This window comes from Streptococcus mitis (assembly GCF_003944325.1).
GTDB lineage: Bacteria > Bacillota > Bacilli > Lactobacillales > Streptococcaceae > Streptococcus > Streptococcus mitis_CW.
The window spans coordinates 166,838-193,816 of record NZ_RJPX01000001.1 but is presented as its reverse complement, the minus strand read 5'-3'; the positions used below and the strand labels follow the sequence as shown (position 1 = coordinate 193,816).

The following is a 26,979-nucleotide window of genomic DNA, read 5'->3' as shown; positions in this document are numbered from 1 at the left end:
GTGTTATGATTGCCTAGGTTTTCTACGATAGTAGAAGTCCGTTTATTTCCAACCTTGATATCTTTAATAATAGCGTAGTTGATAGTGTTTTTTGACTTTGATTGTTTAACTCTCATCTTTTCATACCTCACTCCATTATAACAAAGTACGAGAAAGTACGCAAATGAAAAGTGGTAAAATTTGACAAGAAAATGCTCTTATATCAACCTTTATGAGGATTTTTTTACTTCATAACTGTCAAAGTCCCGATTATAACATAAACAGCTTGAATTTTCAATTATTATCTGAAAATTGCTTATTTAATTGCAATTTGAAAAAACAAGAATATTTTTAATTAAATTGCTTCTTTTCTATTGACAAGCTCCCTATTTTTGTGTATTATAATATTACAAGAAGATAATATATCTATTTTATTTATCTTTCTTTTCCATTCGGTCTCCTTATATAAAAAAGCGATTCATTTTGAACCGCTTTTTCTTATTTATCGCCCTTGTTACGAATCACAAAGCCTGTTTTCTTTTCGCTTGAAGTAGTGCGTGGTTTTTTATTATCCTTACGGTAACGTTTTTCCTTATCAAAACGATTATCTCCACGACTGACTTTCTTGAAATCATCACGACGACCACCACGACGGTTATCTCCTCGGCGATTATCACGACGGTCATCTCCACGACGACCTCCCTTAGCTTTACCACCGAAGCCATTACCTGATGGTTTGAAAGGTAGTGGTTTTTCACGCGCAATTTCCACTTCAGGAAGGCTATCTGGATCTTGAACAGTCAGACTCAAGATATACATTGCCAATTCTTCTGGAGTAAATTCAGCAGCTAGCTTACGAGCATCCTTGCCAAATTTCTCAAAGTTAGCACGAATGGTTTCATCTGCAAAATCACGTTCGATTTTCTTGAGAGCTACTTGTTTTTTAGCTTGGAAGGCTTCTTCTGCACTTGCAGGTTTGAGACCTTTCATGCGTTTCTTGGTCAAGTTTTCAATAATTTGAAGGTAACCCATTTCATTTGGAGCAACAAAGGTAATCGACTGGCCTGACTTACCAGCACGACCTGTACGACCGATACGGTGAACATAACTTTCAGGATCTTGTGGAATATCGTAGTTATAGACATGAGTCACACCTGAAATATCCAAACCACGCGCTGCCACGTCTGTTGCAACCAAAACATCAAGGTTACCGTTTTTGAAGTCACGAAGGACACGAAGACGTTTGTTTTGGTCTAGGTCGCCATGAATTCCTTCTGCACGGAAGCCACGGATTTTAAGTCCACGAGTCAATTCATCTACACGACGTTTTGTACGACCAAATACGATAGCAAGCTCAGGCTGTTCCACATCCATGAGACGGGTCATGGTGTCAAATTTTTCTTGTTCTTTAACTCGAATATAGTACTGGTCAACCAATTCAGTTGTCAATTCCTTGGCAGCAATCTTCACATGCTCAGGTTCTTTCATAAACTGAACACCGATACGTTTGATAGCATCTGGCATAGTTGCTGAGAAGAGCAAGGTTTGTCGATTTTCAGGGACACGAGAAATGATGGCTTCGATATCTTCAAGGAAGCCCATGTTGAGCATTTCATCTGCTTCGTCAAGAATCAAAGTTTCAATATCTTGTAATTTCAAGGCCTTGCGTTTAATCAAGTCCAAGAGGCGACCTGGAGTTCCCACCACGATATGGGCACCTGATTTAAGGGCCTTGATTTGTTTTTCGATGCTTGATCCACCATATACTGAGCGGACTTTGACTCCCTTACTACGACCAAAGCGGAAGAGTTCCTCTTGACTTTGGACAGCTAGTTCACGAGTTGGAGCGATGACCAAGGCTTGGATGGTCGCTTCTTCTGTACGGATTTTTTCAAGGGTTGGCAAGCCAAAGGCTGCGGTTTTTCCTGTACCAGTCTGAGCTTGACCGATAACGTCCTTGCCTTCTATAGCCAAGGGAATAGTTTGTTCTTGGATAGGACTGGCTTCTACAAAACCAGCTTTTTCAATCTCTGCTAGCAAATCAGCAGACAAGTTTAATTCATTAAATTTCACGTTCTTCTTCTTTCTAAAGGTGGTGCGAAGCCACCCTATAGGGCTTAGTTTATACTTTTCTTTTTATGACGTATTTTCATATACTGGATACAAAATCGTGTTGCTTCTTTTCCACAAAAGAAAAGTACTGTTTTCTTTGCAACCTATCTAGTATAACACAAGAGAGAAGCAAAAGATAGCCTAATCCGTAGATAATGTCATGTAAGCGGTTTTTCTGAGAAAATGAGGCCAAAATTTCCACTTTTTCATAAAATTTTTTAAAGCGTAGCAGAATTGTGCAAAAGTTTTTTTCTTGTGCTAGAATGAAATGCGAATAGGAGGAAGATAAATGTTAACTTATGATTTAATCGTTATCGGATTTGGTAAAGCTGGTAAAACACTAGCTGGTAAATTGGCTTCAGCTGGCAAAAAAGTTGCCCTTGTTGAACGTAGTAAAGCTATGTATGGTGGAACTTGTATCAACATTGGTTGTATCCCAACTAAAACTTTGCTAGTTGCTGCTGAGAAAGACTTGTCTTTTGAAGAAGTGATTGCTACCAAAAACACGATCACTGGTCGCCTCAACGGTAAAAACTATGCTACTGTTGCTGGTACAGGCGTGGACATCTTTGATGCGGAAGCTCACTTCCTTTCAAATAAAGTCATCGAAATCCAAGCTGGTGATGAAAAGAAAGAACTGACCGCTGAAACAATCGTCATCAACACTGGTGCTGTTTCAAACGTCTTGCCAATCCCTGGACTTGCTACAAGCAAAAACGTCTTTGACTCAACAGGTATTCAAAACTTGGACAAATTGCCTGAAAAACTTGGAGTTCTTGGTGGCGGAAATATCGGTCTTGAATTTGCTGGTCTTTACAACAAACTTGGCAGCAAGGTTACAGTTCTAGATGCCTTGGATACTTTCCTACCTCGTGCAGAACCTTCCATCGCAGCTCTTGCTAAACAATACATGGAAGAAGACGGTATTGAATTGCTTCAAAACATTCGCACTACTGAAATCAAAAACGACGGTGACCAAGTCCTTGTCGTAACTGAAAACGAAACTTACCGTTTCGATGCCCTTCTCTACGCAACTGGACGCAAACCAAACGTAGAACCACTGCAACTTGAAAATACAGATATTGAACTAACTGAACGTGGTGCTATTAAAGTAGACAAACATTGTCAAACAAACGTTCCTGGTGTCTTTGCGGTTGGAGATGTCAACGGTGGCCTTCAATTCACCTATATTTCACTTGATGACTTCCGTGTTGTTTACAGCTACCTTGCTGGAGATGGCAGCTACACTCTTGAAGACCGTCTCAATGTACCAAACACTATGTTCATCACACCTGCACTTTCACAAGTTGGTTTGACTGAAAGCCAAGCAGCTGATTTGAAACTTCCATACGCTGTTAAGGAAATCCCTGTTGCAGCAATGCCTCGTGGTCACGTAAATGGAGACCTTCGCGGAGCTTTCAAAGCTGTTGTCAATACTGAAACAAAAGAAATTCTTGGAGCAAGCATCTTCTCAGAAGGTTCTCAAGAAATCATCAACATCATCACTGTTGCTATGGACAACAAGATTCCTTACACTTACTTTACAAAACAAATCTTCACTCACCCAACCTTGGCTGAGAACTTGAATGACTTGTTTGCGATTTAAGTTGAAACTTAATCGTATCTAACAGCCCTCTGAGGGCTGTTTTCATTTCTGCGAAATCTCATACTCTTCGAAAATCAAATTCAAACTACGTCAGCTTCACCTTGCCGTACTCAAGTACAGCCTGCGGCTAGCTTCCTAGTTTGCTCTTTGATTTTCATTGAGTATCAAATCTGTCTTTTCCCTCTTTTATGATATAATAGAAACATGAAATTAAAAACTACTTTGGGCCTTCTTGCTGGGCGTTCTTCCCACTTCATTTTAAGCCGTCTTGGCCGTGGGAGTACCCTTCCAGGAAAACTTGCCCTTCAATTTGATAAAGATATTTTACAAAATTTAGCTAAGAACTACGAGATTGTTGTGATCACTGGAACCAACGGAAAAACCTTGACAACTGCCCTCACTGTCGGCATTTTAAAAGAGGTTTATGGTCAAGTTCTGACCAACCCAAGCGGTGCCAACATGATCACAGGAATTGCGACAACCTTCTTAACAGCCAAATCTTCTAAAACTGGGAAAAATATTGCCGTCCTAGAAATCGACGAGGCCAGTCTATCTCGTATCTGTGACTATATCCAGCCAAGCCTATTTGTTATCACTAATATCTTCCGTGACCAGATGGACCGCTATGGCGAGATTTACACAACTTACAAGATGATTTTGGATGCCATCCGTAAGGTGCCCACGGCTACTGTTCTTCTTAATGGAGACAGTCCACTTTTCTACAAGCCAGCTATTCCAAATCCTGTACAGTATTTTGGTTTTGACTTGGAGAAAGGATCAGCCCAACTAGCTCACTACAATACCGAAGGGATTCTCTGCCCTGACTGTCAAGGCATCCTCAAATACGAGCACAATACCTATGCAAACTTGGGTGCCTATATCTGTGAAGGCTGTGGATGTAAACGTCCTGATTTAGACTATCGCTTGACAGAACTGGTTGAGTTGACCAACAATCACTCTCGCTTTGTCATAGACGGCCAAGAATACGGTATCCAAATCGGTGGACTCTACAATATCTATAACGCTCTAGCTGCTGTGGCTATCGCCCGTTTCCTCGGTGCCGATTCACAACTCATCAAGCAGGGATTTGATAAGAGCCGTGCTGTCTTTGGTCGTCAGGAAACCTTCCATATCGGTGACAAGGAATGTACCCTCGTCTTGATTAAAAATCCAGTCGGTGCAACTCAAGCTATCGAAATGATTAAACTAGCGCCTTATCCATTTAGCCTATCTGTTCTCCTTAATGCCAACTATGCGGACGGAATTGATACTAGCTGGATTTGGGATGCTGACTTTGAACAAATCACTGAGATGGACATTCCCGAAATCAACGCTGGCGGTGTTCGCCATTCTGAAATTGCACGTCGCCTCCGAGTAACAGGCTATCCAGCTGAAAAAATCACTGAGACAAGTAATCTGGAACAAGTTCTTAAGACCATTGAGAATCAAGACTGCAAGCATGCCTATATCCTGGCTACCTATACTGCTATGCTGGAATTCCGCGAACTGCTGGCTAGTCGTCAGATTGTTAGAAAGGAGATGAACTGATGGTTTATACTTCACTTTCCTCAAAAGATGGCAATTACCCCTATCAGCTCAACATTGCCCACCTCTACGGAAACCTCATGAATACCTACGGGGACAATGGAAACATCCTCATGCTCAAGTATGTGTCTGAAAAGCTGGGGGCCCATGTGACGGTTGACATCGTTTCTCTCCATGATGATTTTGATGAAAACCACTATGATATCGCCTTTTTCGGTGGGGGTCAAGACTTTGAACAGAGTATCATTGCAGACGACCTACCCGCTAAAAAAGAGAGCATTGACAACTACATCCAAAACGACGGTGTGGTTCTGGCTATCTGTGGTGGTTTCCAACTATTGGGCCAATATTATGTTGAAGCTTCAGGTAAACGTATCGAAGGGCTAGGGGTTATGGGTCACTACACCCTCAACCAGACCAATAACCGCTTTATCGGTGACATCAAGATTCACAATGAAGATTTCAATGAAACCTACTATGGATTTGAAAATCATCAGGGACGTACCTTCCTTTCCGATGACCAAAAACCGCTAGGACAGGTGGTTTATGGAAATGGAAACAACGAAGAAAAAGTCGGCGAAGGGGTTCATTATAAGAATGTCTTTGGTTCCTACTTCCACGGGCCTATCCTCTCTCGTAATGCCAATCTGGCCTATCGCCTAGTCACTACTGCCCTCAAGAAGAAATATGGTCAGGACATCCAACTCCCTGCCTATGAGGACATTCTCAGTCAAGAAATCGCTGAAGAATATAGCGACGTCAAAAGCAAGGCTAACTTTTCTTAAACAAAGGGAAATTATATCAAAGAACTCTGTTATCTTAGCGGAGTTCTTTTTACCTGTTCTTTTACCCTTCTCCCTTGCATTTTCTCTCTTTTTTTGCCAAAATAGAGGGGTAGAAAGAAGGTAGCATATGTCTAAATTACAACAAATCGTAACATATCTTGAATCAGAAAAACTAGACGTCGCTGTCGTATCTGACCCCGTCACAATCAATTACCTCACTGGCTTTTACAGTGATCCCCATGAACGCCAAATGTTCCTTTTTGTCCTAGCGGATCAGGAACCTCTCCTCTTTGTCCCAGCCCTTGAAGTAGAACGTGCAAGCAGTACCGTTCCCTTCCCAGTTGTCGGCTATGTGGATTCTGAAAACCCATGGCAAAAAATGAAACATGCTCTTCCACAGCACGACTTCAAACGCGTTGCTGTTGAGTTTGACAATCTCATCTTGACCAAATACCATGGCTTGAAAAGTGTCTTTGAGACTGCTGAGTTTGAAAACCTCACTCCTCGTATCCAACGCATGCGCCTCATCAAATCAGCTGACGAAGTGCAAAAAATGATGGTGGCTGGTCTCTATGCGGACAAGGCTGTTCATGTTGGTTTCGACAATATTTCTCTTGATAAGACTGAGACAGATATCATCGCCCAAATCGACTTTGCTATGAAACGTGAAGGCTATGAAATGAGCTTTGATACCATGGTCTTGACTGGTGATAATGCTGCAAATCCACACGGTATCCCAGCAGCAAACAAGGTTGAAAATAACGCTCTTCTCCTCTTTGACCTGGGTGTTCTAGTCAACGGCTATGCGTCAGATATGACTCGTACAGTCGCAGTCGGCAAACCTGACCAATTCAAGAAAGACATTTATAACTTGACCCTTGAAGCCCAACAAGCTGCTCTTGACTTTATCAAGCCAGGTGTAACTGCTCATGAAGTGGATCGTGCTGCCCGTGAGGTCATCGAAAAAGCTGGTTACGGCGAGTACTTCAACCACCGTCTCGGTCACGGTATCGGTATGGATGTCCACGAATTCCCATCTATCATGGAAGGAAACGACATGGTCATCGAAGAAGGCATGTGCTTCTCCGTTGAACCAGGTATCTATATCCCTGGTAAAGTCGGTGTCCGTATCGAAGACTGCGGTGTTGTTACCAAGGACGGCTTCGACCTCTTTACAAGCACCAGCAAAGATTTACTTTATTTTGATTAATATTCTCGGAAAATCTTTCCACAATAAAAACGCATAGTATCAAGGTTTCAACACTGTACTATGCGTTTTTCTGATTTGAAAGACTTTTGGCTCAGCCTCTTTACTTAATCTTCTTGATACTTTGACTAAGAATAATTCCTACAATCATCCCTACCATATTTTGCATGAAATTTGGTAGGATTTCTGGTAGGGCTGCAGCCCAGCCATTCATCAAAGTTGAACCCAAGGCGTAGCCCCCTACCATGGCAATCGTTGCTAAGATAAGGCCTAACCACTGAGTTTTTCCTTTAAATCCTGCGAAAAATCCCTGCAAGCCATGGTTGACCAAGCTAAAGAACATCCACTGAGGATAGCCTGATAAGAGATCAATTAAGAAACCTGCTAGTCCTCCGACTACAGCCCCTTCACGACTACCAAAGTAAAAGGCCGCAAAGAAGACACCAGCATCTAAAAGAGTTAGAATTCCTGTCGGTGTTGGAATTTTTAAGAAATAACCTAGAACCACAGAAAGGGCGGTTAAGAGGGATACAAGGGCGATTTTAGTTGTTTTGGTTTGCTTCATATTGTCTTACTCCATACTGATCTGCTTGTGCAATGGCACGATAAACGAAAGCCTTAGAACTTTCTACTGCTGGTAAAAGTTCAGCACCTTTAACCAAGTGACTGGCAATGCTAGAGGCAAAGGTACAACCTGCACCAGCATTTTGCCCTTCAATGACAGGATTTTCTAGGACTGTAAAGGTTTGTCCATCATAAAAGACATCCACAGCCTTGTCCTGACTAAGGCGATTGCCTCCCTTGATAATAACTGCTGGCGCGCCTAAATCATGCAATTTCTGCGCTACAGTTTTCATGTCTTCCAAGGTTTTGATTTCTTGACCAGCCAATAATTCTGCTTCTGGGAGGTTAGGCGTAATCACACTGACATGAGGGAAAAAGCGAATCAACTCTTGGCAGAGTTCACTGACAGCCACGTCGTGCGTTTCCTTGCAGACCAAGACAGGGTCCAATACTACAGGTACTTCTGGGCGTTGTTTGATAAAGTCCAAGGCTTTCTCAGCCACACTGACAGTTGGTAAAAGACCAATCTTAATCCCTGCAAATTCCACATCACGCAAGCTATCTAATTCATGTTGAAAAATGACATCGTCAGTTGGAAAGACTTCAAACCCCTTTTCGGTCAAGGCTGTCAAACAAGTCACAGCTACAAAACCATGCAAGCCGTTCAAGGTATAGGTAGCTAAATCTGCTGATAAACCACCACCACTAAAAATATCATTTCCAGAAAGTGCTAAAATACGATTATTCTTCATAACGAATCTCCTTTAAATACAAGCCATTCGGTGCTGCCGTTGGACCAGCTAGCTGCCTGTCCTTCTTCTCCAAAATCAAGTCAATATGCTCTACTGGCATACGATTATTTCCGATTTTGAGAAGTGTCCCCACCATATTGCGAATCTGTTTATACAAGAAGCCATTTCCTGAAAAGGTAAAGGTCAAAAACTGCCCTGTCTCATCAACCCTGAGACTAGCTTCTGTAATGGTGCGAACCTTGTTTTCTACACTGGTTCCAGAGGCTGTAAAACCTGTGAAATCATGGGTTCCTTCTAGCTTTTTGACGGCCTCCTGCATCCTCTCCACATCGAGCGTATAAGGAAAGTGAGTAGCATAGTGACGGCGCATGGGATTTTTAGGACGGCCTCTATCCACGATAAACTCATAGGTCTTGCTGTGCTTGGCATAACGACAATGAAAATCATCCGCCACAAGCTCAATCGAAATCACATCAATATCTTCAGGGGACTGGGTGTCCAGAGCAAAGCGAAGTTTCTCCTCATCCATTTGATAGGGGAGGTCAAAATGAAGCACCTGTCCCAAAGCATGAACACCACTATCAGTCCTACCAGCACCGTGAACGGTAATAGCTTGCCCCTTATTCAATCTAGTCAAGGTTTTTTCAATTTCTTCCTGAACGCTACGCGCATGTGGCTGGCGCTGAAAACCAGCAAAGGCATAACCATCATAGGAAATAGTTGCTTTGTATCTTGTCATAACTTCTATTTTATCAAGAAATTAGTCTATAGACAAGGTCCTAAAACAAATATTGTATGGGTACAAAAGTCTCGTACTCTTCGAAAATTCCTTCAAATCACGTCAGCTTCACCTTACCGTAGATATGGTTACTGACTTCGTCAGTTCTATCCACAACCTCAAAGCAGTCTTTTGAGCAACCTGCGGCTAGCTTTCTAGATTGCTATTTGATTTTCATTGAGTATCAAAAGAAAAACTTAGGAAAACAATCCTAAGCTCTCTTTTGAAGTAGGTACATGACAAAGATAGAGGTTACAATCAACCATGATCCTAAAATGGCAAAGACCAACATCCCATTTTGCGTTAGTAACCCAATTGCCCCTAGAACAAATGGAGTCGTAAAGGCTCCGAAACTACAGCCTAAAACCGCAAATGAGGTCGCTTGATTGAGGAGTTTAGCTGGAATTCTTTCAGAGACAAGTTGAAAGACCGTCGTCAAGGCTACACTGTAGGCAAAGCCAGCCAGAACGCTTCCTGCCACCACCACCCACAAGGATGGAGACAGGGCAATCACAATTTGCCCTAAACCAAAGGTAATACCTGACCAGAGGAGCAATTTTTCCTTAAAGATAGAAATCAAGAAAGAAAAACTCACACCAGCCACAATCCCGATCAACTGCATGACACTAAGAACAAAACTAGATAACTGGGCATCCCCCAGTCCTCTTTCCACCATCAAACTTGGAATACGGATGGTAATAGCTGTATTGGTACAAACTACAACTGCCGCTTCAATAGCTAGGGTAAAAATCAAGCCTTTCATTTCTCGACTTAAACGACTTGCTTCCTTCGCTTTTTTCTTGACTTCTTTCTTTTCTTTTCCATAAGGGACAAAGAGCAGATAAAGTGTCAGCACCAAAAATCCAGCACTATAGGCTAGAAAGGTAGCTGTCCAACCAAAGGGCAACAACTGGCCGACTGCCAAGGTAATGAGAGAAGCTCCCACGACTTCTGCAGAACCGCGTAGCCCTAACATCTGAATTCGCGTTTTCCCTTGATAACGTTCACTGATAATGGAAATAGCCTTGGCATTGATCATCCCAACTCCCAAACCAAAGAGAATCCGTGTTCCAAAGACAAAAGGATAGGCCTGATACCAGAAGGGAGCCGTCCCGCTGAGTGATAAAATCAGTAATCCCAAACTAATCTGTAAGCGCTCAGGGAATATTTTTTCTAAGAAACCATTTAGTAATAACATAATCATGATTCCAAAGGATGGCAAGCTCGCCAAGAGCTCAATTTGTTCCTTAGGATAGCCTTGATAATAGTCAAACATGGCTGGTAGGGCACTTGAAATCGAAAAGGAGGTAATCAAAACGAGGGAGAGAGCCAAAATACTGGCCCGTTCTAAAAATTGTTTCATGAAATCTCTTTCTATCTTTCTTTTAATCTTCTATTTTTTTGATGGTTATCAAGCAAGAAAAGAAGAAGTCTCATTAGTTTGTAGACTCCTTCTTAAACTAGAAAATGAATCCCTTGTATCTTAGGATGACTTTCTCTTGATTTGCTTAATAAAGTAGAAGATAAATCCTGCCACCATATAGGCAACAAAGATAATCAGACACCACTTGAACACGACATCCCAACCCTTGTTCACATTCAAAAAGAAGTAAGGAAAAGGACTAACCTTAGAATTAGGAATGTCTAGTTTCAATACCAAACCATTAAAAAGAGCAAACATCATATACAGCAAGGGTAAAATCGTCCACACAACTGGATCCCAGATTTTGTATTGACCCTGTTTGTCAAACAAGAGGGTATCTGCTAAAAACCAGAGGGGGACGATATAGTGGCAAAGGAAATTTTCCAGAGTATAGAAATTAGTCGCAATGGGCGCTAAAAGGAAATGGTAAATCACGCAGGTAATCATGATACTCATGGTGACCCCACCTTTTAAACGCAAGAGACTTGGCCTTTGCCAGTTTTCACCTAAACGGCTCATAACCTTTAGAAGATAGAGCGTAAAAATCGCTACTAAAAGATTTGATAGAACCGTATAATAGAGCAACATCCCAAATCCACCATGCTTGGCGATTTCAAGATAAACTCCCGTAAAAGCCGCTAGAAACAAGAAGATACGGCTATAAAATACAAGTTTATAGTGTTTTAACATGCTTAAATTTTCTTCACAAACTCTGATTTAAGTTTCATAGCGCCAAAGCCATCGATTTTACAGTCGATATTGTGGTCGCCTTCTACGATGCGGATATTTTTCACGCGCGTCCCTTGTTTCAAATCTTTTGGCGCACCTTTTACTTTCAAGTCCTTGATGAGAGTTACTGTATCACCATCAGCCAATTTATTTCCGTTGGCATCGATAGCAACAAGGCCCTCTTCTACTTCTGCAACTTCAGCAGGATTCCACTCATGGGCACACTCTGGGCAAACCAGTAGGGCACCGTCTTCGTAGACGTACTCTGAGTTACATTTTTGGCAATTTGGTAGGTTGTTCATGTTTTCTCCTTATCATCATTCACTATTCTTTGAAAATCAAAATTTCTCGAACAGCAACTATTATACCTTAAAATCAGCATTTTGACAAATTTAGGAAAAAACCGATATCCATCTATCGGCTTTTCTACATTTACATTCTTTTTTCAGCTTCTGCTTTAATTTTTTCAACTACTTCTTGAATGTTCAAACCTGTTGTATCAAGGTAGACAGCATCCTCTGCTTGCTTGAGAGGCGAAGTCTCACGATGGCTATCCTTGTAGTCACGCGCAGCAATCTCCTCTTTGAGGGTTTCAAGGTCTGTTTCAATTCCCTTGGCAACATTTTCCTTATAACGACGCTCTGCTCTCTCATCGACAGAAGCTACTAGGAAAATTTTCAATTCTGCTTGTGGCAATACAACAGTCCCAATATCACGACCATCCATGACAATCCCACCTTGCTGGGCAATCTCTTGTTGGAGAGAAACTAGTTTCTCACGCACTTGAGGAATTGCTGCAATAGCTGAAACATGATTGGTCACTTGATTTTCACGGATAGGATGGGTAATATCCACATCTCCTACAAAGACAAGCTGGTCCCCAGTTTCTGAGCGTCCAAAACTGATTGGATGCTGGTCCAATAAGTCTAAGAGTTCTTCAACTTGTTCAACTCCTAATTGGTTCTTGAGAGCCATGTAAGTCGCTGCACGATACATGGCACCTGTATCTAGATAGGTGTATCCAAAATCCTTGGCAAGAATTTTTGCGACCGTACTCTTACCACTTGAAGCAGGACCGTCAATAGCAATTTGAATTGTTTTCATATCAACTCCTATTTGATTTTAACAACATCACCTGGATTAGCAAACCAAGATCCTGTAGCCATGTGCCCAGGATTTAAGGCTTCTAACTGTGCAATGGAGATTCCAGCACGAGCTGCAATAGCTGCTTCCCCTTCTCCTGCTAGAACTTTAATCGTTCCTTCAGGATTAGCAGCTTCTTCTGAACTACTAGAAGTAGATTCTGGCTCTGAACTCTGCTCAGGCTGGGAACTGCTTGAAGATGAGACTTGTACTACACTTGCATCAGAATCGTGAAAATCTTTTAAGGCTGCCGTGCGATTGCTCCCACCCGATGAAAGATAGATAAGAACAATGATCATCACAACTACAATCACAAAGAAAATACTTGCTAAGATAGTTAAGATACGGTTAGCAACGACTCCTCCACCTTGTTCTCTCTTACGACGTTGTGTTCTTGTTTCCTCTTGATTCTCATAAATATCTTCTTGCCACGGTTCTTTTGCCATACCTTACTCCTTGTTTTTTTTTACTTTTCTTATTACAATATAAATATGAAAATCACACTTATACCTGAACGTTGCATTGCCTGTGGGCTTTGCCAAACTTATTCTGACTTATTTGACTACCACGATAATGGGATCGTGCGTTTTTACGATGACCCTGACCAACTAGAAAAAGAAATCTCTCCTAGTCAGGACGTCGTAGAAGCTGTTAGAAACTGTCCGACACGTGCCTTGATTAAAGATTAACTCTAATACCGACAAGAACGTTTCACTCTTTCTAGTTTAGCATATTTCCATGTAAAATTATAGTCTTTTCACTTTATTTTTTTCTGTAAAATCAGGAAGATCACTTTTTTCTTTGATAAGATAAAGTGGTCTTTTTTTAGTCTCTAGATAAATCTTACTGATGTACTTGCCAAGAATCCCAATGGTCAAGAGTTGAATGCCCCCAAGAAAGAGAATAACAGCCATCAAAGAGGTCCAACCTGATGTCGGATTTCCCAAAATGAGAGTCCGAACCACAACAAAAAAGGTCATAAGCAAAGAAATAAAACAAGATAGGAGACCAGCCACAAAGGCTATAATCAAGGGAAAATCTGAAAAATTAACAATCCCTTCAATGGAGTAGAAAAAGAGTTGCCTAAAACTCCAACTTGTCTTTCCAGCCTGCCTTTCGACATTTGGGTAGTCCAGATAGTGGGTTTTAAAACCGACCCATGCGAAGAGTCCCTTAGAAAAACGATTGGACTCAGTCAAGCTTAAAATGGAATCTACTACAGATCTTCTCATCATGCGAAAATCACGGACACCTGACGGCAGGGCTACTGGACTAATTTTTTTCATGAAGCCGTAAAATAGATCAGCACAGAAACTGCGAAAGAAGGGTTCTCCCTCCCGACTAGTTCTCCGTGTTCCCACACAGTCTAAATCTGCATTTTGGTCTAGTAAGGTTTTCATCTCTAGCAACATACTAGGAGGATCCTGGAGATCTGCATCCATCACCACCACTAGGTCTCCTGTCGCATATTGTAAGCCTGCATAGAGGGCTGCTTCTTTGCCAAAATTTCGAGAGAAAGAAATATAATGAACTGCCGAATTTTGCTCCCGATAGGACTTTAAAAGTTCCAAGGTTCCATCACTTGATCCATCATCGACAAAGACATACTCGATTTCTGTTTCCAAATCTGGAAGTAAAGCTTCCAAAGCCTGATAAAAAAGAGGAAGTACTTCCTCTTCGTTTAAACAGGGGACAATGATTGACATCACCATCTTAGTCTTCAAATCCATTTGGATGCTTACTTTGCCAACGCCATGCGTCTTCACACATTTGGGTGATGCCGAGTTCTGCTTCCCAGCCGAGTTCTGCTTTGGCTTTTGCAGGATCTGAATAGCAGGCCGCGATATCTCCTGGGCGACGGTCTACGATGCGGTAAGGAATTGGGCGTCCCACTGCTTTTTCCATATTTTGGATAATTTCAAGAACTGAGTATCCTTTACCTGTTCCAAGGTTATAAACGTTTAGACCTGAGCCTTTTTGGATTTTTTTCAGAGCTGCAACGTGACCTTTAGCCAAATCGACAACGTGGATATAGTCACGAACACCAGTTCCATCTTCCGTATCGTAATCGTCTCCAAACACTTGCACTTGCTCTAATTTCCCAACGGCTACTTGAGTCACATATGGCAAGAGATTGTTTGGAATACCGTTTGGATTTTCTCCCAAATCACCACTCTCATGGGCTCCGATTGGGTTAAAGTAACGAAGCAAGACCACATTCCATTCTGAGTCTGCCTTGTAGATATCTGTCAAAATTTCCTCTAGCATAAGCTTAGTGCGACCGTATGGATTGGTCACTGAAAGTGGGAAATCTTCCAAGATGGGTACTGTGTGCGGATCTCCGTAAACTGTCGCAGAAGAACTGAAAATGATGTTTTTACAGTTGTTTTCTTCCATTACCTTCAAAAGACTAACAGTTCCAGCGATATTGTTGTCATAGTAGGCAAGAGGAATACGGGTAGATTCACCGACAGCCTTCAAGCCAGCGAAGTGAATGACCCCTGTTGGTTCTTCTTGCTTGAAAATATCTCTGAGGGTATCTGTGTCACGAATATCTGCCTCATAGAAAGGCACTTCAACTCCTGTAATTCTCTCAACAACTTCTAAACTTTTACGATTGCTGTTGACAAGGTTATCCACCACAACAACCTGATGACCTGCTTGGATTAACTCAATAACTGTGTGAGTTCCAATAAAACCTGCTCCACCCGTTACCAAAATCTTTTCTTGCATCTTCTTTCCTCGATTCTCGGATTATTTTTTCTTATTTTACCATTTTTGATAGGGAATGTCATTTGCCATCCTAGAGGGGGGATAAAATTTCAGTAAAATACTTATTCGATTTTTAGTCGTTTGACATAGTTTTCAATTGGATAGTTTAGAGGGTCCAAGGTCAACTCCTTGTCTTGGATCAGTTGAGCTAGATGGTAACCAATGATAGGACCAGTTGTGAGGCCTGATGAACCTAGTCCACTAGCAGCATAGACACCTGCCAATTCTGGCACCTGCCCAAAAAAAGGAGAGAAATCACTGGTATAGGCACGGATTCCCACACGCTCAGCCCTTGAAGTAGCTTCTGCTAAACTAGGATAGTGAGACAAGGCCGTATCCTCCATTTGCTGGAGTAAGGTTTCATCTACCGTCAAATCAAACCCCATGTCATTTTCATGAGTAGCTCCTAGGGACAATTTCCCACCTGCAAAAGGAATCAAATCCCACTCCCCTTCTGGCATAACCACAGGATAAGCTGCCATGTCTTGGGCAAGCTGATAATCTCGTAGTTGTCCTTTTTGGGGACGGACATCCACAGCATAACCCAAGGGTTCTAACAAGTCCCCCAACCAAGCTCCCGTCGCCAAAATAACCTGATCAAACACCTCTTCGTCAATCTGGTAACCTGATGCTAAAGGTGTCAGAGTCACTTTTTCTTTGACCAGCTTGACCTGACTGGCTTCCAGCAAACGAGTCACTAAGAGTTGACCATCTACTCTCGCTCCACCAGAAGCATAGAGCAAGCAATCAAATCCCTGCAAGCCAGGGAATAATTCATTAGCTGATGCTTGGTCCAGAATGGCTAATTGCCCTATCAAGAGAGATTCTTCCCTGCGCTGGAGGGCTAGTTGATAGAGTTCTTCCAACCTGGACTCATCCCTTTTCAGGAGAAAGACTCCCGAACGTTGGTAAAAGTCGATTTCTTGCCCTGAATTCTCTAAATCAGCCAACAAATCCACATAAAAGTCAGCCCCCAAGCGTGCCATCTTGTACCAGGCTTTATTGCGGCGTTTGGAAAACCAAGGACTGATAATTCCTGCTGCGGCCTTGGTAGCTTGACCTTGTCCATGGTCAAAAGCGGTCACCTCTAGGTCACTTTCTTTCGAGAGGTAGTAGGCAGCTGTTGCCCCCACAATCCCTGCTCCGATAATGGCAACTTTTTTCATTGTTTTCACTTTCTAACTAGATATGGTGGAAAGGATTGGTAGATGCTTGACTAGGTACAATATCGATTGTCCAGGCTTTTTCCTCTTTCCATTGATTAAGAAGCTCTGCAATTTTTTCCACAAAAAGCACTTCGATATAGTGACCTGGGTCCAAGGCTAGCAAGCCATCAGACAACATATCCTGGGCAGTGTGATAGTAAATATCACCAGTGATATAGACATCCGCTCCTTTAGCTAAAGCATCCTTATAGAATGACTGCCCACTTCCACCACAGATGGCCACTCTTGAAATAGACTTCTGCAAATCACTCTCTTGATAATGCACCATTCGAAGACTATCTAGGCCGAATACTTGCTTTACATGTTGAGCCAATTCTCCAAATGTCTGAGGCTGAATATTTCCAATACGTCCAATTCCACGTTCAGGGCCTGTTTCCTGCAGATAAGTCGTCTCATCAATGCCTAGCATCTGGCAAAACCAGTCATTGAGCCCATTATCAACGATGTCAATATTGGTATGGCTGACATAAACTGCAATGTCATGCTTGATCAGGTCGATGTAAATCTGATTTTGCGGACGGCTGGCTACCAAGTCCTTGATCGGACGAAAAATCGGCGTGTGCTTGACGATAATCAAATCCACACCCTTTTCAATGGCTTCAGCCACCGTTTCTTCACGAATATCCAGAGCAACCATGACACTTTGGATATCCTTGTCCAAAGTTCCAATTTGCAGACCACGACTATCCCCCTCCATGGAAAATTCCTGGGGGCAAAAGGCTTCATACGCCTTAATAACTTCACTTGCTAGCATGGAGAACCTCCTTGATGGCTTGAATTTTATCTACTAGAACTTGACGTTCCTCCAGATTTTTTTCTGGGATTTGTCCGAGGGCAAACTCTAACTTAGCAGCCTCTTTTTGCCATTTTTGGACAAAGACTGGGCTGACTTCTTTGGACAAGAAGGGACCAAAGCGAACATCACTGGCTGATAGCTTCATTTGTCCCGCTTCCACCACCAAAATCTCGTAAAACTTGCCAGCTTCTTCTAGAATGCTTTCTGCCACAATCTGAAAACCATTGTCTTGCAACCAAATGCGCAAGTCGTCTTCACGATTATTGGGCTGGAGGATCAATCGTTCTACATTAGCTAACTTGTCCAAGTCTTCTTCTAAAATCCTAGCAATCAAACGACCACCCATACCAGCAATGGTAATGACAGACACTTGGTCTGTCTCTTCAAAGGCTGCCAAGCCATTTGCTAAACGGACTTGAATTTTCTCCTTTAGGTCGTGCGCCTCAACATTTTTGACCGCAGACTGATAGGGGCCTTCCACCACCTCACCCGCAATGGCACTTTTGATTTGGCCTCTTTCGACCAACTCGATAGGCAGATAAGCATGGTCACTTCCCACATCTAGCAAAATGGCTCCCTGTGGCACAAAGGAAGCCACTAATTCCAATCTCTTTGAAATCATCTTCTCTCACTTTCCAAAACTCTATTACCTCTTATTATACCACATTTCAATCCCCAACTTTCCAGTAATGTAAGTAGCTCCAGCGAAATAAGTTTCAATGGCCTAAGGCAATAGATGGATCCAATTGAAAGATTTACAATCAAGAGAAACTCTTTATTTTTCCACTCCCTATCAAGATGCAATTTATGTAAGATAAATCTATTCTTTTCCTATAAAATCTGATAAGATAGAGGAAAGAATGATTAGAACAGAGGTTACTTCAATGACGGTTCCCGATAGACTACCTGCTCGTATGAGAATGGATGGACGAACCATTTTCCAACAGATAAAAAACTATTTTGATACTGAAAACAAAGAATATTTTAAGCATCCCAATACCTATAATGGCATCTCCATGTATCTGGAACCCAACATCCTGACCAGTATGGAGCACTTCGATTTGACTGGTTTTCATTGCGAATGTAATGATTTCCAAAATCAGGAAGTCTGTAAACACTGGGTTGCCATGGATCTCTACTTTCGTAGTCTACCCCAAGTTATTCAAGAACGCATTCGTAAATCTAGTCATAAACCAAGTTTTGCCAGCCAACTGATCCCTACCTTGCCATCTGAAGAACTCCATGACGAACTGGTAGAAGAAAAAGCGACGGCGCCTTCACTTTCCCTTCATGGACAAGTCGAAATCCGAAATCATAGCCTAGCTTGGACCTTAAAACTACAGGTTGAACAGGCTTCTCGTTCCTATGTTATCAAGGACATAGCCCACTTCATTTTTCTCATTTTCCAACAGGAAGATTACTTTGTTTCACAGAAAATCGGGACAATCAACTTATCATTAGACCAGTTTAATCAGGCGTCCCAAAACTTACTCCTCTATATCAAAAAATATTTCATCGATAGAAATGAACATTCTTATTTCAACTTCGGTTACGATATTAGCCCTAGAGATTGCGGACGCTATTTAGAGGCTCCTGTTAGCTATTTAAACGACCTCGTGCCACTTTTTCAAGCTTTGGATGTCTTCCAATATGTAACCTCAAAAGCCGAATACCCTCTTATATTCTTAGATGATAGTCCCTTTATCCCGGAAGAAGAAATTTTTAAAGTTGTCAAATCTAATAACCATTATGAAATCATCAATACAGCTTATTTTGGTTTCATTATTCAAGAAAAACTTTGGATTCGACACAATCACTTCCACATCATCAAAAAAGAGCACCGTTACTTTTTAGATAAATTAGCTACTTGGATCTACCATTATCAAGAAAGTTCTCCTCTTATCTTTTCAAAGGAAAATAAGGCTGAACTCATGCAAGTCTGTAATATCATCTCAAACTATGTTCCTATCAGTATCCCAGATGAATTACAAATCCATGACTTCATCCCCATCTTTGCCTTCTCCAAGACTAGAAATGAAATTGCCCTCAACATGGTGTGGTCCTTTGGAGAAAAACAAGTCCATTCTAAACAAGATCTCCTAACCCTCCCCTATACTTACCAAGCTAGCAAAGCCAGAAAAATCTATCATCAACTGCTTTCTGCTGGTTTCAAAGAGGAATTTCATAGTCTTTCTAAAATAAAAGTCGTTGATTTCTTCCTAAAAGAACTACCCCGTTTTCGTACTCTGGGTCAAGTTCAACTAGATGAATCGCTTGAAAAACTCTTAGTAGAAGATCCTGCTGTCATTGACATTTTTGACGACGACGGCTTCCTTTCAGTTCAGTTTGATTTTTCTATGATTTCAGAAGATGAGGTTGAAAAAGCTATCCAAGCTTTATGGAATCAAGAAAGCCACTACCAAACCAAGCAAGGAAAGGTTCTAGTCTTTGACGATGAAAGTCTCAAGGTTGCCCAAAGTCTCCAAGAGCTTCGCGCTAAATTTTCAGACGGAAAAATCAAGATGCACAAATCTCGTGCCTTTAGCCTTTCTGAAACCTTCAAAGACAATGAACATGTCAATTTTTCTCGTGATTTCAAAAAGATGGCTTATGACCTGACCCACCCTGAAGAATTTGATATCAAGCCTTATGAAGTCAAGGCCAAACTTCGCTCCTATCAGAAAGAAGGAGTCAAATGGCTGAGTATGCTGGATCATTATCATTTTGGAGGAATTCTGGCGGACGATATGGGGCTAGGGAAAACCTTGCAAACCATCACTCTTCTGGAAGCCAACCTTAAACCAGACCAGAAAGCTCTTATCCTAGCTCCAGCCAGCCTTCTTTATAATTGGAAGGAAGAATTCCGAAAATTTGTACCTCACAAACAGGTTGAAGTAGCCTATGGCACAAAAACTGAGCGTATCAAGCAAATCGAAAAATCTGCCACTATCACTATTACAAGCTATCCATCTTTTCGATCTGACCTTGAACACTATCAAAAGCAGTCTTACGACTACCTCATCTTAGATGAAGCACAGATGATAAAAAATAGTCAGACCAAAACAGCACAAGCTTTGAGAGAATTTGATGTCAAGACCTGCTATGCCCTATCTGGAACTCCTATCGAAAACCGTCTCGAAGAGATTTGGTCTATTTTCCAGATAGTATTACCAGGACTCTTACCAAGTAAAAAGGAATTTTCAAAATTGTCACCTCAACTCGTTGCTAAACTGATTCAACCTTTTGTTCTGCGTAGGAAAAAAGACGAAGTTCTGACAGAATTGCCTGAACTGAGCGAGCACCTCTACAGCAATGAACTCAGTAGTTCACAAAAAACGCTCTATCTAGCTCAACTTCGACGTATGCAAGAAATGGTTGCAGGAGCCAGCGCTGATGAGATTAAACGTCATAAAATTGAAATATTAGCAGGACTGACCCGACTTAGACAAATCTGTAATACCCCAGCTCTCTTTTTAGAAGACTACACAGGGGATAGTGGAAAAATAGACAGCTTATTCGAGCTCCTGGACACCATTCGTAAAAAAGGAGCACGACCACTTATCTTTTCACAATTCACCTCTATGCTTGATCTCATTGAGCAAGAACTAGAGAAAAAAGAAATGTCTCACTTTAAAATAACAGGACAAACACCTTCAGATAAACGTCAAGAAATGGTCAATCTCTTCAATCAAGGTGAAAAAGACTGCTTCCTCATTTCCCTAAAAGCAGGTGGAACAGGACTGAATCTAACAGGAGCTGATACCATCATCCTCTGTGACCTCTGGTGGAATCCAGCAGTCGAGATGCAAGCCATCGGACGAAGCCACCGCCTTGGCCAGACCAAACAAGTCGATGTATATCGCCTTATCACACTTGGAACCATAGAGGAAAAAATCCAAGAACTCCAAGAAAGTAAAAAAGAACTCTTCAACACCGTCCTTGAAGGACAAGAAAGTAGAAGCAATCTGAACGTTGATGATATTAAGGAAATCTTGGGTATTGAATAAACGAAAAAGAACTAGAGTAACCATACTTAGTGGATTTATCTAGTTCTTTTTAAGGTTGCAGACTTTCTCGTCCTCTTACGAGCTCTATATGCCTTACCGTCACGTTTCTATTCGTATAGATATAGTAGATTGAAACTATAATAGTACACAGAGACTACTAAAACATTTCTAGAAATTAATTTGACTTTCCTAATCAATTTGTTCATATCTTATTTCAATACACTATACGATTTCACCATCCCTTCATCTGACAGTTTTTATACTATACTAAAATTAAAAAGCAAACTAGGAAGCTAGCCGCAGGCTGTACTTGAGTATGGTAAGGCGACGCTGACGTGGTTTAAATTTGATTTTCGAAGAGTATTAACTTTCCTAATTGATTTGATCATATCTTATTTCAATCTACTATAATAGACACATAGGCCTTGCACATCAGATCTACGATAGACTCGTCGTATAAGAAAACCGCAATCCACAGATTGCAGTCTTTCTTTATTTTCTGGCTTGATAGCGACTGGTTATAATGAAAATCACAGTAAAGACCAACATCATGACACCATAAACAGATAATGTTTGTCCTGTTAATGTCGAAATTTCAAGCAGTTTTTGAATTCTTGGGAAGAGAGCTGTGGCTAGGAAGCCTCCTACTGACCAAACAATCAAGAGGACACGCCATAGGGTAAATGGCATGCAGGCTCTAAATACGGATAAGAAACCAATAGACCCAAGTAGATAATAGAGGAGGGTTGAGATTTCTAACTCAGACCAACCTTGGCTACTTCCAAAAATTTTCACAAAGAGTACGCTGAACACGACCATGAGAGCGCTTGGTAGGGCACGAAGCATGGATCTTCTGAGGAAGTTTGGCTCGACAGGCTTGATATTTCGCTCAAAAGTCAGAACGAATGGCGGGAAACCTTCCACGAACTGGTCGATCATGGTTATCTGAATTGGAATGAATGGGAAAATCAAGATCCACTCAGACCGACCTAGTAAAGCACTGGCAATACAGATAACTGCGAGCAAGAAAGAATAGATGGTCTTTATCAAGAAAATCGGGGCGATATGGGCAATGTTATTGACCACACGACGACCTTCAAAGAGAATCTCAGGAACATCATTAAAGTCAGAGTTCAAGAGAACCAGATTGGCAATCTGACGAGTCGCAGGGTCTCCTTCAGCCATCACGATAGAACAATCCGCCTCACGAAGAGCCAGGATATCATTAACTCCATCCCCAGTCATAGCTGTTGTATGCCCTGCTTTTTTCAGCGTTTGGATGATGAGTTTCTTTTGATGAGGGGAAACACGTCCAAAAATAGCTGTCTCCTCAGCCATATCAATCAATTCCTCATCAGTGATTTTTGAGCAATCTACATAGCTGTGATAGTCTGCAAAACCAGCCTTTTGGGCAATGCTGGACACCGTAACTGGATTGTCACCAGATATAATCTTGAGTCCCACTTCCTGAGAACGGAGATAGTCCAGCGTCTCAGCTGCTCCTTCTCGAATGGGGTCCAAAATCTCCAGCAAAGCCAGAGCCTGAATATCAGATGGTTTCTGTGGTTTGTGATGGTCTAGTTTTTCCTGACTGAGGGCTAAGACCAAGACACGTGACCCTCTCTCCAAGGCCTCTCTGGCTTCTGGGACTTCAGAGTCCAACAACATCTCAGGCGCTCCTAAGAAAACTGTCCCCAGACCTTCCAATTCCATAGCTCCCCACTTGCGGTCGCTTGAGAAAGGAAGATTGGAAATCATAGGATAAGTAACTTCTCCCACAAAACGCTGTCGAATGGCTTGGGCAGTTGGATTTTTATCCTCACTATGGGCCATATAGCTGGCCAAGATGATAGCAAGCTCTGACTCTCCATACTCTTCGGTCAAAGGAAGAACTGCCTCCACCTGCATCTTTCCTTGGGTAATGGTACCCGTCTTGTCCAAACAGAGCATATCCACGCGCGCCAAGGTCTCAACAGAGTACATCTCCTGTACCAAGACTTTTTTCAAGCCAAGCTTAATCACCGCAGTCAAGAGCGAAGTAATGGTCAAAAGGGCGATTCCCTTGGGCAACATCCCCAAAAGGGCTGTAGACGAATTTACAACGGATGACTTGAGAGGCAAGCCTTTTAACATCAAGGCTTCTAGCAAGAGAGCCAGACCAAAAGGAATGATAATCTTCCCAGTAAAACCAGCTAGCTTATCCAGCGATTTCATGATACGGGAGTTGATTGGTTTAACGGTCTTGGCTTCCAGCATGAGTTTGGCAGCATAGTTGTCTGCACCGACATGATGGACACGAGCTAAAACTGACCCACTGGCTAAGAAGCTTCCAGACAAAAACAAGGTACCAACTTCCTTTTGCACCAAATCACTCTCCCCCGTTAACATGGCTTCATTGACTTCTGCAAAGCCTTCTAGAACCAAGGCATCACTAGGAATCTGTTCTCCAGCAGACAAACGAATGACATCTCCTAGCACCAATTCTTCAGGATTCAGAGCCACTTCTTGGCCATCACGGATGGTTTTAACCTTTTCCTTGGTCATGAGATTGAGCTTATCGACCATGTGTTTGGCCCGTAGCTCGGTCACAATACCAGAAAAAGCGTTAAAGCAGATAACAGCAAAGAAGACCAGATTGCTCCAAGCCTGCACGAAGGAAAGTGCCAAAGCAATGGCAAAGTTCAAAGCGTTAAAAAGGGTAAAGACATTTCGTTTGATGATTTGCCAAGTGCTGGTACTGGCAGAAGCAGTAAAATCATTAACCAAGCCCTTAGCCTGTCTTTCCTTGACTTCTCTTTGGGTTAATCCCACAATATTATTTTTATCCATGAATCCTATCATATCATTTTTTCTAAAAGAATTCTAATCTCATCTCAAATATGCACCTAGTCACGGAAAAAAGTTTGCCAGCCCTCCTTTGATAAGGTATAATAATAACAAGAAAACAATCGAAGGAGATCGCATGTTTTATACTTATTTACGTGGATTAGTTGTCTTGCTCCTATGGTCCATCAATGGCAATGCCCACTATCATAATACTGATAAAATTCCTAATCAAGATGAAAATTATATTCTGGTTGCCCCTCACCGTACCTGGTGGGATCCTGTTTACATGGCCTTTGCGACCAAACCAAAACAATTTATCTTTATGGCCAAAAAAGAACTCTTTACCAACCGTATCTTTGGCTGGTGGATCCGTATGTGTGGTGCTTTTCCTATCGACCGTGAAAATCCTAGCGCCTCAGCCATCAAATACCCTATCAACGTTCTCAAAAAAAGTGATCGCTCTCTTATCATGTTTCCAAGTGGGAGCCGTCACTCAAACGATGTCAAGGGTGGCGTTGCCCTGATTGCCAAAATGGCCAAGGTCCGTATCATGCCTGTTACCTATACGGGTCCCATGACCTTGAAGGGCTTGGTTAGCCGTGAGCGTGTCGATATGAACTTTGGAAATCCAATCGATATCTCAGATATCAAGAAAATGAATGATGAAGGCATTGAAACAGTCGCCAATCGTATTCAAACAGAATTCCAACGTCTGGACCAAGAAACCAAACAATGGCACAACGATAAAAAACCAAACCCACTCTGGTGGTTTATCCGCATACCTGCTCTCATCCTTGCCATTATCCTCGCTATCCTAACCATCATCTTTAGCTTTATCGCAAGCTTCGTATGGAATCCAGATAAGAAGAGAGAGGCTCTTTGTTATACTCAATGAAAATCAAAAAGCAAACTAGGAAGCTAGCCGCAAGCTGTACTTGAGTACGGTAAGGCTACGCTGACGTGGTTTGAATTTGATTTTCGAAGAGTATTAAATAAATACAACAATCCCTTGGCATGTGCCAAGGGATAATTCTTTTACTTGATTTTCCATTTTTGGGCCAACCAGCTAGAAAAGGCTAAAAATCGCTCAGTCACTTGTTCATGGTGCCCATAAGGGTCAAAGACAAACTGATCGTTCGGATAGCATTTCTGAAGACTGGTATGGATCTGCTCAGCATAGGCTGGTGCTTGAGCCAAGCGATTGGTATGATGGGCTCCTTCTGTTTGACCATTCTGTAAATACAGCAAACAGTCTAGATTTTTCACTGTCTCTGCCTTGCAGTAAGTCACAAAATCAGGATACCAAAAGGAACCGCAGATTGAAAAGACACAGGAGACCTTGTCAAAGCTGAAAAGACTGTAGACTGCCGCCAAACCACCTAGTGAGTAACCTCCATAGGCAAGGCGATCTTTGTCCAGGCGATAAAGCGACTGCAACTTGTCTAAAAGACCTCCAAATAAATGATCATGATAGACGTTGGCCTGACCTCCAAAATCTGGAGCTCCATCTCTCAGAGCTGATGTTGCCCAGGGAGTGTAGTCGTCTAAGCGATTTTTAGAGGTCAAGCCCACTAAAATCACAGATTCGGAAAGGGACGATAGGAAATCCAAGTTTCCATCATTCAATAAAATAGCCGGATAGGTTTGATTGGGGTCGTAGTTAGAAGGAAGGCTGATTTTAACTTGAATTCCTTCCCAATCAAACTCATTATTTATTGATAAAGTCATTTATTTTCTCAAGGGAATCAATCACTGCTGGACCATAGTCCATCAATTCATCGTAAGAAATAGTCATGATTTTTTGATTCTTAATAGCAGGAACGCTTTCCAAAACAGCATTTGCCTTCATCAACTCTACTGCTTTTTCATCCAATTTTTTATTGCGGTCGCTGGTTACATAGATAATCAATTCAGGATCCATTGACACGAGGTTTTCCAAGGTCAAGCCTGATGTCCCCGTAGCAACGTTTGTATAGCCAAGTTGGTTCAGCAAACTTTCTTGCAAAGCAGACTTGTAGGCACCGAAGGTTTCATCATTATAAGCAACCATAATCAAAGCCTTTTTCTTTTCACCTTGGCTTGCTGAGTTTGCTTTCTTAACAGCGTCAATTTTAGTTTGTAATTGGGCTGCGTATTCATTGGCCTTGTCCTGAACATTGAAAATCATTCCAAGATTTTTGACATCTTCTACAATATTCCCCAAATCTTGCTGAATTGTTGAGAGAGAAGCTTTTTGCGTATAAACTGGAATTTTATTTTCATTCCAAGTGCTAACTGTCCCCAAGGATTTTTCAGAAAACATCATGTTTCGACCCATCACAGCGTCTGGCTCATAAGAAAGGACTGTCTCTTGTGAGACTGTTTTTTTATCCCCAATTTGAGGAATCGTCGCAATCGCATCCTTGTATTTGTCCGTCACAGCATTGTCTGGATTGAGCATGCCAACAATTTTATCCTTCAACCCCAACTCCAATAAGATTTCAGTGGTTGAAAGATTGTTAGTGATAACTTTTTCAGGTGCCTTGTCAAAAACTTGTTCGACTTCATTTCCTTTAGCATCGTAGGTCTTAACCGTTAACGGATAAGTCGTCTCTGTGCTCGTCTTTTGACTTGTTTCTGTGCTAGACTGTGTGGTAGTTTTTTCTGTAGTAGTATTGCCACAAGCTGCCATGGTTAAGGTAGCTACTGTCACGAGTAAAATACTGAGTGTTTTTTTCATCTTGTTTTCC

General features: G+C 41.8%; 24 protein-coding genes. 7 read left to right on the top strand and 17 right to left on the bottom strand.

What is annotated here, in order from left to right; all coding sequences use genetic code 11:
• Positions 1–477: 477 nt before the first annotated feature.
• Positions 478–2,052 (bottom strand): DEAD/DEAH box helicase, encoded by a 1,575-nt coding sequence (locus D8787_RS00995; protein WP_125420186.1) that lies wholly within the window; start codon positions 2,050–2,052, stop codon positions 478–480.
• A 328-nt stretch (positions 2,053–2,380) separates the two neighbouring features.
• On the opposite strand from D8787_RS00995, the gene D8787_RS00990 reads away from it, so the two are divergent.
• The 4 genes from D8787_RS00990 to D8787_RS00975 all read left to right on the top strand — a co-directional run bounded on the left by D8787_RS00990 (position 2,381) and on the right by D8787_RS00975 (position 7,237).
• Positions 2,381–3,697 (top strand): FAD-containing oxidoreductase, encoded by a 1,317-nt coding sequence (locus tag D8787_RS00990; RefSeq protein WP_033682109.1) that lies wholly within the window; start codon positions 2,381–2,383, stop codon positions 3,695–3,697.
• 204 nt (positions 3,698–3,901) lie between these two features.
• Positions 3,902–5,245, top strand: coding sequence for a lipid II isoglutaminyl synthase subunit MurT (murT, locus tag D8787_RS00985; protein WP_125420184.1), 1,344 nt, complete (start codon positions 3,902–3,904; stop codon positions 5,243–5,245).
• Entirely contained in the window at positions 5,245–6,027 is a 783-nt protein-coding gene (gene gatD, locus D8787_RS00980; protein WP_125420182.1) for a lipid II isoglutaminyl synthase subunit GatD, read from the top strand. Before murT ends, gatD begins: the two co-directional genes overlap by 1 nt.
• A 127-nt stretch (positions 6,028–6,154) precedes the next feature.
• The gene (locus tag D8787_RS00975) at positions 6,155–7,237 is read left to right on the top strand and encodes a M24 family metallopeptidase (protein ID WP_125420180.1); all 1,083 of its coding nucleotides are present in this window, start codon (positions 6,155–6,157) and stop codon (positions 7,235–7,237) included.
• A 100-nt stretch (positions 7,238–7,337) separates the two neighbouring features.
• Here D8787_RS00975 and D8787_RS00970 read toward each other — a convergent pair whose 3' ends face one another.
• The 8 genes from D8787_RS00970 to D8787_RS00930 all read right to left on the bottom strand — a co-directional run bounded on the left by D8787_RS00970 (position 7,338) and on the right by D8787_RS00930 (position 13,069).
• Positions 7,338–7,799 carry an ECF transporter S component gene (locus D8787_RS00970; RefSeq protein WP_125420178.1) on the bottom strand — a complete coding sequence of 154 codons (462 nt, stop codon included), beginning with the start codon at positions 7,797–7,799 and terminating at the stop codon, positions 7,338–7,340.
• Positions 7,777–8,550: a bifunctional hydroxymethylpyrimidine kinase/phosphomethylpyrimidine kinase gene (locus D8787_RS00965; protein ID WP_125420176.1), complete on the bottom strand. Its 774-nt coding sequence runs from the start codon at positions 8,548–8,550 to the stop codon at positions 7,777–7,779. Before D8787_RS00965 ends, D8787_RS00970 begins: the two co-directional genes overlap by 23 nt.
• Positions 8,540–9,289 carry a tRNA pseudouridine(38-40) synthase TruA gene (gene truA / locus D8787_RS00960; RefSeq protein ID WP_125420174.1) on the bottom strand — a complete coding sequence of 250 codons (750 nt, stop codon included), beginning with the start codon at positions 9,287–9,289 and terminating at the stop codon, positions 8,540–8,542. The genes D8787_RS00965 and truA overlap by 11 nt, the downstream gene beginning before the upstream one ends.
• Before the next feature lie 250 nt (positions 9,290–9,539).
• Positions 9,540–10,691 (bottom strand): MFS transporter, encoded by a 1,152-nt coding sequence (locus tag D8787_RS00955; protein WP_125420172.1) that lies wholly within the window; start codon positions 10,689–10,691, stop codon positions 9,540–9,542.
• Positions 10,692–10,811: 120 nt separating this feature from the next.
• Complete coding sequence (locus D8787_RS00945) at positions 10,812–11,441, bottom strand: Pr6Pr family membrane protein (protein ID WP_125420168.1); 630 nt, start codon at positions 11,439–11,441, stop codon at positions 10,812–10,814.
• Positions 11,442–11,443: 2 nt separating this feature from the next.
• The gene (locus tag D8787_RS00940) at positions 11,444–11,782 is read right to left on the bottom strand and encodes a zinc ribbon domain-containing protein YjdM (protein ID WP_125420166.1); all 339 of its coding nucleotides are present in this window, start codon (positions 11,780–11,782) and stop codon (positions 11,444–11,446) included.
• Positions 11,783–11,912: 130 nt separating this feature from the next.
• Positions 11,913–12,584, bottom strand: a complete 672-nt coding sequence (cmk, locus tag D8787_RS00935; RefSeq protein WP_125420164.1) for a (d)CMP kinase — start codon at positions 12,582–12,584, stop codon at positions 11,913–11,915.
• 8 nt (positions 12,585–12,592) lie between these two features.
• On the bottom strand, positions 12,593–13,069 hold the full coding sequence (locus tag D8787_RS00930; protein WP_125420162.1) for an SAG1386/EF1546 family surface-associated protein: 477 nt from the start codon (positions 13,067–13,069) through the stop codon (positions 12,593–12,595).
• Between the two features lie 45 nt (positions 13,070–13,114).
• On the opposite strand from D8787_RS00930, the gene D8787_RS00925 reads away from it, so the two are divergent.
• Positions 13,115–13,312 (top strand): ferredoxin, encoded by a 198-nt coding sequence (locus D8787_RS00925; protein ID WP_161683526.1) that lies wholly within the window; start codon positions 13,115–13,117, stop codon positions 13,310–13,312.
• Positions 13,313–13,369: 57 nt separating this feature from the next.
• Here the strand turns inward: D8787_RS00925 and D8787_RS00920 are convergent, their stop codons facing one another.
• The 5 genes from D8787_RS00920 to D8787_RS00900 all read right to left on the bottom strand — a co-directional run bounded on the left by D8787_RS00920 (position 13,370) and on the right by D8787_RS00900 (position 18,039).
• Positions 13,370–14,335 (bottom strand): glycosyltransferase family 2 protein, encoded by a 966-nt coding sequence (locus tag D8787_RS00920; protein ID WP_125420160.1) that lies wholly within the window; start codon positions 14,333–14,335, stop codon positions 13,370–13,372.
• A gap of 1 nt (position 14,336) precedes the next feature.
• Entirely contained in the window at positions 14,337–15,356 is a 1,020-nt protein-coding gene (gene galE, locus D8787_RS00915; RefSeq protein WP_024057477.1) for a UDP-glucose 4-epimerase GalE, read from the bottom strand.
• 101 nt (positions 15,357–15,457) lie between these two features.
• Positions 15,458–16,561: an NAD(P)/FAD-dependent oxidoreductase gene (locus D8787_RS00910; RefSeq protein WP_185776721.1), complete on the bottom strand. Its 1,104-nt coding sequence runs from the start codon at positions 16,559–16,561 to the stop codon at positions 15,458–15,460.
• 16 nt (positions 16,562–16,577) lie between these two features.
• Entirely contained in the window at positions 16,578–17,375 is a 798-nt protein-coding gene (locus D8787_RS00905) for a Nif3-like dinuclear metal center hexameric protein (RefSeq protein WP_125420156.1), read from the bottom strand.
• Entirely contained in the window at positions 17,362–18,039 is a 678-nt protein-coding gene (locus tag D8787_RS00900) for a tRNA (adenine(22)-N(1))-methyltransferase (RefSeq protein ID WP_125420154.1), read from the bottom strand. Before D8787_RS00900 ends, D8787_RS00905 begins: the two co-directional genes overlap by 14 nt.
• A 238-nt stretch (positions 18,040–18,277) precedes the next feature.
• Here D8787_RS00900 and D8787_RS00895 point away from each other — a divergent pair, with 238 nt between their 5' ends.
• Complete coding sequence (locus D8787_RS00895) at positions 18,278–21,424, top strand: DEAD/DEAH box helicase (RefSeq protein WP_125420152.1); 3,147 nt, start codon at positions 18,278–18,280, stop codon at positions 21,422–21,424.
• A gap of 492 nt (positions 21,425–21,916) precedes the next feature.
• Here D8787_RS00895 and D8787_RS00885 read toward each other — a convergent pair whose 3' ends face one another.
• Complete coding sequence (locus tag D8787_RS00885; RefSeq protein ID WP_125420150.1) at positions 21,917–24,253, bottom strand: cation-translocating P-type ATPase; 2,337 nt, start codon at positions 24,251–24,253, stop codon at positions 21,917–21,919.
• A gap of 133 nt (positions 24,254–24,386) precedes the next feature.
• Here D8787_RS00885 and D8787_RS00880 point away from each other — a divergent pair, with 133 nt between their 5' ends.
• Positions 24,387–25,145, top strand: a complete 759-nt coding sequence (locus D8787_RS00880; protein ID WP_125420148.1) for a lysophospholipid acyltransferase family protein — start codon at positions 24,387–24,389, stop codon at positions 25,143–25,145.
• Between the two features lie 140 nt (positions 25,146–25,285).
• Here the strand turns inward: D8787_RS00880 and D8787_RS00870 are convergent, their stop codons facing one another.
• Together D8787_RS00870 and D8787_RS00865 are read right to left on the bottom strand one after the other, a co-directional pair.
• Entirely contained in the window at positions 25,286–25,978 is a 693-nt protein-coding gene (locus D8787_RS00870; protein ID WP_125420146.1) for an alpha/beta hydrolase, read from the bottom strand.
• A complete protein-coding gene (locus D8787_RS00865; protein ID WP_125420144.1) occupies positions 25,959–26,969 on the bottom strand; it encodes an ABC transporter substrate-binding protein in 1,011 nt (336 codons plus the stop codon). Before D8787_RS00865 ends, D8787_RS00870 begins: the two co-directional genes overlap by 20 nt.
• Positions 26,970–26,979 lie beyond the last annotated feature (10 nt).

Excerpts from the sequence above, each read along its gene's own strand:
- D8787_RS00925 (WP_161683526.1), top strand. The coding sequence starts at position 13,115 with ATGAAAATCACACTTATACCTGAACGTTGCATTGCCTGTGGGCTTTGC.
- D8787_RS00885 (WP_125420150.1), bottom strand. The coding sequence starts at position 24,253 with ATGGATAAAAATAATATTGTGGGATTAACCCAAAGAGAAGTCAAGGAA.
- cmk (WP_125420164.1), bottom strand. The coding sequence starts at position 12,584 with ATGAAAACAATTCAAATTGCTATTGACGGTCCTGCTTCAAGTGGTAAG.
- murT (WP_125420184.1), top strand. The coding sequence starts at position 3,902 with ATGAAATTAAAAACTACTTTGGGCCTTCTTGCTGGGCGTTCTTCCCAC.
- D8787_RS00975 (WP_125420180.1), top strand. The coding sequence starts at position 6,155 with ATGTCTAAATTACAACAAATCGTAACATATCTTGAATCAGAAAAACTA.
- D8787_RS00920 (WP_125420160.1), bottom strand. The coding sequence starts at position 14,335 with ATGGTGATGTCAATCATTGTCCCCTGTTTAAACGAAGAGGAAGTACTT.
- gatD (WP_125420182.1), top strand. The coding sequence starts at position 5,245 with ATGGTTTATACTTCACTTTCCTCAAAAGATGGCAATTACCCCTATCAG.
- D8787_RS00990 (WP_033682109.1), top strand. The coding sequence starts at position 2,381 with ATGTTAACTTATGATTTAATCGTTATCGGATTTGGTAAAGCTGGTAAA.
- D8787_RS00965 (WP_125420176.1), bottom strand. The coding sequence starts at position 8,550 with ATGAAGAATAATCGTATTTTAGCACTTTCTGGAAATGATATTTTTAGT.
- D8787_RS00865 (WP_125420144.1), bottom strand. The coding sequence starts at position 26,969 with ATGAAAAAAACACTCAGTATTTTACTCGTGACAGTAGCTACCTTAACC.
- D8787_RS00895 (WP_125420152.1), top strand. The coding sequence starts at position 18,278 with ATGATTAGAACAGAGGTTACTTCAATGACGGTTCCCGATAGACTACCT.
- D8787_RS00905 (WP_125420156.1), bottom strand. The coding sequence starts at position 17,375 with ATGCTAGCAAGTGAAGTTATTAAGGCGTATGAAGCCTTTTGCCCCCAG.
- D8787_RS00930 (WP_125420162.1), bottom strand. The coding sequence starts at position 13,069 with ATGGCAAAAGAACCGTGGCAAGAAGATATTTATGAGAATCAAGAGGAA.
- D8787_RS00910 (WP_185776721.1), bottom strand. The coding sequence starts at position 16,561 with ATGAAAAAAGTTGCCATTATCGGAGCAGGGATTGTGGGGGCAACAGCT.
- truA (WP_125420174.1), bottom strand. The coding sequence starts at position 9,289 with ATGACAAGATACAAAGCAACTATTTCCTATGATGGTTATGCCTTTGCT.
- D8787_RS00955 (WP_125420172.1), bottom strand. The coding sequence starts at position 10,691 with ATGAAACAATTTTTAGAACGGGCCAGTATTTTGGCTCTCTCCCTCGTT.
- D8787_RS00970 (WP_125420178.1), bottom strand. The coding sequence starts at position 7,799 with ATGAAGCAAACCAAAACAACTAAAATCGCCCTTGTATCCCTCTTAACC.
- galE (WP_024057477.1), bottom strand. The coding sequence starts at position 15,356 with ATGCAAGAAAAGATTTTGGTAACGGGTGGAGCAGGTTTTATTGGAACT.
- D8787_RS00900 (WP_125420154.1), bottom strand. The coding sequence starts at position 18,039 with ATGATTTCAAAGAGATTGGAATTAGTGGCTTCCTTTGTGCCACAGGGA.
- D8787_RS00870 (WP_125420146.1), bottom strand. The coding sequence starts at position 25,978 with ATGACTTTATCAATAAATAATGAGTTTGATTGGGAAGGAATTCAAGTT.
- D8787_RS00945 (WP_125420168.1), bottom strand. The coding sequence starts at position 11,441 with ATGTTAAAACACTATAAACTTGTATTTTATAGCCGTATCTTCTTGTTT.
- D8787_RS00940 (WP_125420166.1), bottom strand. The coding sequence starts at position 11,782 with ATGAACAACCTACCAAATTGCCAAAAATGTAACTCAGAGTACGTCTAC.
- D8787_RS00880 (WP_125420148.1), top strand. The coding sequence starts at position 24,387 with ATGTTTTATACTTATTTACGTGGATTAGTTGTCTTGCTCCTATGGTCC.